Annotated in this window: 8 protein-coding genes; 2 read left to right on the forward strand and 6 right to left on the reverse strand. The window is 74.2% G+C overall.

The features are described 5' to 3' along the window. The 6 genes from OZN99_RS21620 to OZN99_RS21645 all read right to left on the reverse strand — a co-directional run. The coding region (locus OZN99_RS21620) for an AsmA family protein (RefSeq protein ID WP_270937324.1) at positions 1-535 on the reverse strand (535 nt) is incomplete at its 3' end. Positions 536-589: 54 nt separating this feature from the next. Beyond that, entirely contained in the window at positions 590-1,576 is a 987-nt protein-coding gene (locus OZN99_RS21625) for an RluA family pseudouridine synthase (protein WP_270937325.1), read from the reverse strand. Between the two features lie 238 nt (positions 1,577-1,814). Further along, positions 1,815-2,210 (reverse strand): helix-turn-helix domain-containing protein, encoded by a 396-nt coding sequence (locus OZN99_RS21630; protein ID WP_270937326.1) that lies wholly within the window; start codon positions 2,208-2,210, stop codon positions 1,815-1,817. A 45-nt stretch (positions 2,211-2,255) separates the two neighbouring features. Further along, entirely contained in the window at positions 2,256-3,125 is an 870-nt protein-coding gene (locus tag OZN99_RS21635; RefSeq protein WP_270937327.1) for a glycoside hydrolase family 16 protein, read from the reverse strand. Positions 3,126-3,276: 151 nt separating this feature from the next. Beyond that, on the reverse strand, positions 3,277-3,645 hold the full coding sequence (crcB, locus tag OZN99_RS21640; protein WP_270937328.1) for a fluoride efflux transporter CrcB: 369 nt from the start codon (positions 3,643-3,645) through the stop codon (positions 3,277-3,279). Further along, entirely contained in the window at positions 3,642-4,985 is a 1,344-nt protein-coding gene (locus tag OZN99_RS21645; RefSeq protein ID WP_270937329.1) for a replication-associated recombination protein A, read from the reverse strand. Before OZN99_RS21645 ends, crcB begins: the two co-directional genes overlap by 4 nt. A 96-nt stretch (positions 4,986-5,081) precedes the next feature. On the opposite strand from OZN99_RS21645, the gene OZN99_RS21650 reads away from it, so the two are divergent. Together OZN99_RS21650 and OZN99_RS21655 are read left to right on the forward strand one after the other, a co-directional pair. Next, a complete protein-coding gene (locus OZN99_RS21650) occupies positions 5,082-6,044 on the forward strand; it encodes a Bug family tripartite tricarboxylate transporter substrate binding protein (protein ID WP_270937330.1) in 963 nt (320 codons plus the stop codon). A gap of 42 nt (positions 6,045-6,086) precedes the next feature. Next, positions 6,087-7,052: a tripartite tricarboxylate transporter substrate-binding protein gene (locus tag OZN99_RS21655; RefSeq protein ID WP_270937331.1), complete on the forward strand. Its 966-nt coding sequence runs from the start codon at positions 6,087-6,089 to the stop codon at positions 7,050-7,052. Positions 7,053-7,166: the final 114 nt, after the last annotated feature.

Raw genomic sequence — 7,166 nt, forward strand, 5'->3', positions numbered from 1 at the left:
CGCGGCCGTCGCGCCAGGCGATCCGGGCGTTGTCCAGGCGCAGCGCACCGAGGTCGAAGCCGAGCGGCCGGCCCGGCTCCGCCGGCGCGGCGGGTGCGGCAGGCTGCGACGGCGCTCCGGGCTGCGCCGGGCGGAACTGCCAGTTGCCGCGGCCCTGCGCGTCGGTCTCCAGCAGCAGGTCGGGACGCTCCAGTACGACGCGGGCGATCTCGACGCGGCGGGAGAGCAGCGGCAGCAGGGCGGCCTGCACCTCCACCCGCTGCGCCGTCAGCATCTCCGGCCGGCTGCCGCCCTCCATGTTGGCGAGCGCGACGTCGCGCAGCTCGACGGTCGGGCGCAGCGAGAGGGCCAGGCCGATGTCGCCCACCGTGAAGCGCCGGCCGGTGGCGGATTCGACGGCGGCCACGAGACGCGGACGCAGCACTTCGGGGTTCACGAAGGCGCGGAGCGCGAGGAAGCCCGCAAGGGGGATCGCGACGACGACGCCCAGCAGGATCCAGGGCCAGCGGCGGCGGCGCGGTGTCGGTTCGGTCATGGCGGTCCCTCTCGGCGCAGGGTCAACGCGCGAGCCGGCTGCCCGGAGGCGCGATCAGGCGATGCGGCGGGGCTTCGGGGTGCGCGGAGCCTCGAAGCCGAAGAAGGCGAAGGTCTCCTTCATGTGGGGCGGGATCGGCGCCGCCACCTCCAGCGTGCCGCCGGCCGGGTGGGGCAGCTTCAGGGCGCGGGCGTGCAGGTGCAGCTGGCCGGGCAGGCCATCCATGTGCGCGGCGGCACCGCCGTACTTGCCGTCGCCCAGGATCGGGCAGCCCAGCGCCTCCGCGGCATGCACGCGCAGCTGGTGGGTGCGGCCGGTGATCGGCTTCATCTCCACCCAGGCGGCGCGGCGGCGCGCGGCGTCCAGGATGCGGAAATCCGTCACCGCGCGGGCGGCGTCCCGGTCGCCGGGGTCGGCCGCGGTGGTGCGCTCCCCGCGCGGGCCGGCCTGCTTGACCAGCGGCAGGTCGATGCGGCCGGCGGGCGGCGTCGGCTCCCCGACCGTCACCGCCCAGTAGGTCTTCTCCACGTCGCGGCCGCGGAAGGCGGCGGCGAGCTTCGCGGCGGCGGCGGCGTTGCGCGCCAGCACCAGCACGCCGGAGGTGTCGCGGTCCAGCCGGTGCACCAGGCGCGGCCGCTCCGCGGCATCGAAGCGCAGCGCGTCCAGCATACCGTCCAGGTGCTTCGCGATCCCCGGGCCACCCTGCACCGGCAGGCCATGCGGCTTGTCCAGCACCAGCACGTCGCGGTCGCGATGGATCACCATCGCCTCCAGCGCCTTCGCCTCACGCGCATCGAGCGGCCTGGCGGCGCGGGGGCGCTGGTCGGGCGCGGGCGCATCGGGCAGGGGCGGGATGCGGATCTCCTGCCCGGGGGCCAGGCGGGTGTTCGCTTCCGCCCGCTTGCCGTCCACGCGCACCTGGCCGGTGCGCAGCATCTTCTGCAGCGCCCCCTGGGTGAGCGCGGGGAAGTGGCGGCGGAACCAGCGATCGAGTCGGGTGTCGCCCTCGTCAGCGGCGACCTGGCGGGTCTGGACGGTCATGTCGGGGGCAAGGCTAGCGTCTGATCCGCGGAGGCGGAACGCCGAAGCGGTGAATCAGCCGCTCCACGAGCGACGTCTGATCCGCGGAGGCGGAACGCCGGAGCGGTGAATCAGCCGCTCCACGAGCGATGTCTGATTCGCGGAGGCGGGACGCCGAGGCGCCGAATCGGTCGCTCAAGGGTGGCTGCAGCGTGCTCCATCCGCACGGAGCGCGCTGCAGCAGGCCTGGCCCCGTTCCTCACCCCGGCGCCCGGGCGGCGGCCAGCGCGCGCGCGGCTTCGCACAGCGCGGTCAGGCCGCTCTCCGGCAGGTCGTCCGTGGTGCGGACGAGGTCGAGCAGCATGCGCGGCCGGGTGGGCAGCACCGGGCGATAGGGCCCGGCCGCCGCCTCCAGCTCCTCGAAGAACCAGGCGGGGGAGACGCCAAGCGCGGCGGCAAGCTCCGGCAGGCGGGCGGCGGGGATGCCGTTCAGCCCGGCCTCGTATTTCCTCGCCTGCTGCACCGAGATGCCGAGCGCGGCGGCGAGCTCGGCCAGCGAAAGGCCGCGCTGCACGCGGCGTTCCCGCATGCGGCGGCCGACATGCCGGTCGGCCAGCGCGCTGGTGGTGGGGTTGTCCTGCATGGCGGCGGACACGTTATGGCGGCCCGGCCAGGCGGGACGCGGCGGCCATGCCCGGGCTCATTGCCAGAAGCTCGGCTCGCCGAGGCCGGCCTCGATGCGCGCGGCGACGTCCTCGAGCGTGATCTGGCCTGCCGCCACCTGGTTCCGCCATGACCCCTCCCAGGTGCCGTCATTCTCGATGTAGCGCTGGGCTGCCGCGAGCCAGTCGAAGCCGTCGGCCGTGGGCGCGACGGCGGCATCGGCAGGTGCCGCGAGCATCGGCGCGGACTCGGTGCCCTGGCCGGGTGTCCAGGCGGAGACCTTCACCCAGTCCACCTCGATCTCCACGCGGCCGGGCGTGGAACCGTCCGGCCCGCCGCCGAACCAATGCTCCCACGCGCCCATCACCTGGCCCTGCATGCTGAAGGACATCGGCTGGCTGGGCACGTCCGTGGTGATGTAGCCCTTCTGCTGCCCGTCCACGAACAGCTTCAGCTCGCCCGGCGTCCAGTCGAGGCGATAGGTGTGCCAGTCCGCGACGTTGACGTCGATGTACTGCGTGACGTTGGGATCGCCGTGGTTGGTGAAGCCGAAGGATTCGCGCTGCGGCCGATTGGTCTCGATGATGTCGACCTCGTCGGTCCACTCGTTGCTCGACGGCCAGAGCAGCACCACGCCTGCCGTGCCCTGGCCCGGATCGAAGCGCGCGCGGAACTCGTAGCTGCCATAGGTCTGGCCGTCGGGGATGGTCGAGGTGCCGCCGGAGACCCAGCTGCCGCCCTCGAGTTCGGTGGCGATCGTCAGCCTGCCGTCGGCCACCTCGAGCTGGGAGGGATCCCAGCGGAACATGCCGTTGCCGTATTGGCCGGAATAGGCCGCCTTCCAGATGCCGCGGTCGAGTGTCGAGCCGTCGAAATCGTCCCGGAAGACCTGGGTGAAATCGGACATGTGACTTGGTCCCTGCGTAGTTGGGGGACCTCCGGAGGCCGGGAGCGTTGTAGGTGTATCGGTGCGTTGGCGTCCATCCGCAGACGCCCCCTGCGCGGGTTCAAAGAGGGCGCGGGCTGGTTTCGACCGGCGGTTGAACGAGCATTCCCCGTCAGCGTCTCACCAGCCACCACGCCAGCGCGAAGGCTGCGAGGCCGAGGCCGAGCGAGGCCGCCACGTAGAGCACGGCATAACCTGGCCCGCGCGCGTAGAGCGTCGCCGTCTCCAGGCTGAAGGCGGAGAAGGTGGTGAAGCCGCCGAGGAAGCCGGTGACGAGCAGCAGCCGCGCGCTGCCCTGCACCCCGAGCCCCGCCGCGACGCCGATCGCCGCGCTGCCCAGGATGTTCACCGCCAGCGTGCCCCACGGGAACCCCGCGCCAAAGGCCGTGACCGAAAGTACGGAAACCAGGTAGCGCGCGACCGACCCCGCTGCGCCGCCGAGGGCGACGAGCAGCAGCGCCACGGGCGACACGGCGGTCACCGCTTGCGTGCCCTGCGCGCGCGCAGCTGGTCCCATTCGCGCAGCCGCGCCGCAACGGCTGCTTCCGCGCCGCGCTCGGTCGGCGCGTAGAAGCGGCGGCGCTCCATCCCCTCGGGCCAGTAGTCGGCGCCGGAGAAGCCTTCCTCCGCATTATGGTCGTATTCGTAGCCGGCGCCGTAGCCGAGTTCCTGCATCAGCTTCGTCGGCGCGTTGAGGATGTGCGATGGCGGCATCAGGCTGCCCGTCTCCTTCGCCGCGCGCATCGCCGCGCCGAAGGCGGCATAGACGGCGTTCGACTTCGGCGCGGTGGCGAGGTGCACGACCAGCTGCGCCAGCGCCAGCTCGCCTTCCGGGCTGCCGAGGCGCTCATAGGTCTCCCAGGCGGCGACCGCGAGCGGCAGGGCGCGGGGATCGGCCATGCCGACATCCTCGGCCGCGAAGCGGGTCAGGCGGCGGGCGATGTAGCGCGGGTCCTCCCCGCCGGTCAGCATGCGGGCGAACCAGTAGAGCGCCGCGTCGGGGTCGCTGCCGCGCATCGACTTGTGGAGCGCGGAGATGAGGTTGAAGTGTTCCTCCCGGTCCTTGTCGTAGAGCGCGGCCCGCTTGGCGAGCAGGTTGGCGAGCGCGACGGGGTCCAGCGCCTCGCCGCCCGGCGGGATGGCCAGCAGCTGCTCCGCCATGTTCAGCAGGTAGCGTCCGTCGCCATCGGCCATGGCGCGCAGGCTGGCGCGGGCTTCCGGCGTCAGCGGCAGCGTCCGGTCCTCGGCCGCCTCGGCGCGGGCGAGCAGCCGCTCCATCGCGTCGTCGTCCAGGCGCTTCAGCACCAGCACCTGGCAGCGGGAGAGGAGCGCGCCGTTCAGCGCGAAGGACGGGTTCTCCGTGGTGGCGCCGACCAGCGTCACGGTGCCGTCCTCCACCACCGGCAGGAAGCCGTCCTGCTGGGCGCGGTTGAAGCGGTGGATCTCGTCCACGAAGAGCAGCGTCCCCCTGCCCTTCCGCCGTCGGTCGCGGGCGTCGTCGAAGGCGCGCTTGAGGTCGGCGACGCCCGAGAACACCGCCGAGAGCGCGTGGAAGGAGAGCCCCGCCGCCTCCGCCAGCAGCCGCGCGATGGTGGTCTTGCCCACGCCGGGCGGCCCCCAGAGGATCAGCGAGGGCAGCGTGCCGCGCGCCAGCATCAGCGTGAGGGTGCCGGCCGGGCCGAGCAGGTGGTCCTGGCCGATCACCTCCGCCAGGGCGCGCGGCCGCAGCCGGTCCGCCAGCGGGCGCGGGCCGGCGGGTTGCGCGGCATGCGGCTCGGGGTCGCCGAACAGGTCGGGCGCGTCGTCGCGGCGGGCAGCCATGGCCGGAGACTACACCCCGCCCGCTGGGCGGGCGAACCATGGCCGTCATCGTTCCGACCCTTGACCCGCGAGGGCCTTGCGCGGCACGCGAGGGGCATGCGCCGACGCACTCTCCTCACCCTGCCCCTTGCCCTGCCCCTTGGGGCACCCGCCATCGCACAGGCCCAGGACCGGCCGGTGCGCCTGGTCATCGCCTTCCCACCGGGCGGCAGCACCGACATCCTCGGCCGCCTGATCGCGCCGCGGATGGGCGAGCTGCTGGGCGCCACGGTGACGCCGGAGAACCGCTCCGGCGCGTCCGGCGCGGTGGGGGCCGGGTATGTCGCGCAATCGGCGCCGGACGGGGCCACGCTGCTGGTCGATTCGGGCGGGCAGACGGTGAACCCGTTCCTGATGCGCGGACTCGCCTTCGATTATGTGCGCGACCTGGCGCCGGTCACGCTGCTGGCGACGCTGCCGCTGCTGCTGGTGGTGCGGGCGGAGTTCGGCCCGGCGACGCTGCCGGACCTGCTGGCGCGGCTGCGGGCGGAACCGGCGCAGGCGCGCTACGGCAGCGTGGGCATCGGCGCGCGCACCCATCTGGCGATGGCGCAGCTGCTGCGCCGCGCCGGCATCGCCGGCGAGCACGTGCCCTATCGCGGCGGGGCGGACCAGATCGCGGGGCTGCTGCGCGGCGACGTGCCGATGGGCTTCACCTCCGTCGCGCTGGCCGCGCCGTTGATCCGCGACGGGCGGGTGAAGGCGGTGGCGCTCTCCGCCGCCGCGCGCAGCCCTCTGCTGCCTGAGCTGCCGACCGTCGCGGAGCAGGGCTTTCCCGGCTTCGGGATGGGCGACTGGCTCGGTCTGCTGGCGCCTGCGGGCACCCCGGCGCCGGTGGTCGCGCGGATCGCGGCGGCGGCGGCGGATGCGATGGGCCAGCCGGCGCTGCGGCCGCGGCTCGATGCGCTGGGCCTGCAGCCGGCGGCGGAAGGGCCGGAGGCCTTCGCGCGCTTCCTGGCCGCGGAGCGGGCGGAGATGGAGGCGCTGATCCGCGCCGAAGGCGTGCGCCTCGACAGCTGAGCGGCTGCCTGCGAGCATCGGCGGCGGGGAGGACCACGTCGCATGCATCGCCGAACGCTGCTGGCTGCCACCGCGGCCACGCTCGCCACGCCGGCCCTCGCGCAGGCGCCGTGGTCGCCCTCGCGCCCGATGCGGCTGATCGCGCCCTATCCGCCGGGCGGCGGCGTCGATACCACCTCCCGCCTGCTGGCCGGGCCGATGGGCGCCTTCCTGGGCCAGCCCGTCGTGGTGGAGAACCGCGCCGGCGCGGGCGGGTCGATCGGCGCGGCGGAGCTGGCGCGGGCGGCGCCGGACGGCCAGACCATCATGATCGACGCGATGGCGCATACGGTGAACCCGTCGCTGATCCGCGGCCTGCCCTTCGACTACGCCACCGCCTTCACGCCGATCAGCCAGGTGGTGGTGCTGCCGCAGATCCTGGTGATCAACCCGCAGGTGCCGGCGCGGACGCTGGCGGAGTTCGTCGCCTGGGTGAAGGCGCGGCCGGGGCAGCTCTCCTACGGATCCTCGGGCAATGCGACGGCGGCGCATCTGGCGGCGGCGCTGTTCGTGGCGCGGGCCGGCCTCGACATCCAGCACGTCCCCTATCGCGGCGGCACGCCGGCGCTGCAGGACCTGCTGGGCGGCGCCATCGCCTTCGTCTTCGGCACCGTCTCCTCCTCGCTGCAGCTGGCGCGGGAGGGGCGGCTGCGCGCGCTGGCGGTCTCCACCGCGCAGCGCGTCGCCTCCCTGCCGGAGGTGCCGACCGTCGCGGAGCAGGGCTTCCCGGGCTACGAGCTGAACGAGTGGAACGGGCTGTACGCGCCCGCCGGCCTGCCGGCGCCGGTGACGGAACGGCTGCACGCCGCGGCGATCCATGCGCTGAACGACGCCACCGTGCGCCAGCGGCTGGACGCGCTGGGCGCCCTGCCGGTGGGCAGCGCGCCGGCCGATTTCGCGCGGTATGTCGCGGAGCAGCGGGCTGCGATGGCGGAGCTGGTGCGGACCGCGCGGATCGAGGCGGGTTGACGGGGCGGTCCGGTCGGCCGATCTGGCCCGCAACGACAGAGGAGCCGCCGCCCATGCCGACCCGCCGCGCCATCCTGGCCGCGCCCGCCGTGCTCGCCCTGCCCGCCGCCGCGC

Source organism: Falsiroseomonas oryzae (assembly GCF_027856955.1).
Lineage (GTDB): Bacteria > Pseudomonadota > Alphaproteobacteria > Acetobacterales > Acetobacteraceae > Falsiroseomonas > Falsiroseomonas oryzae.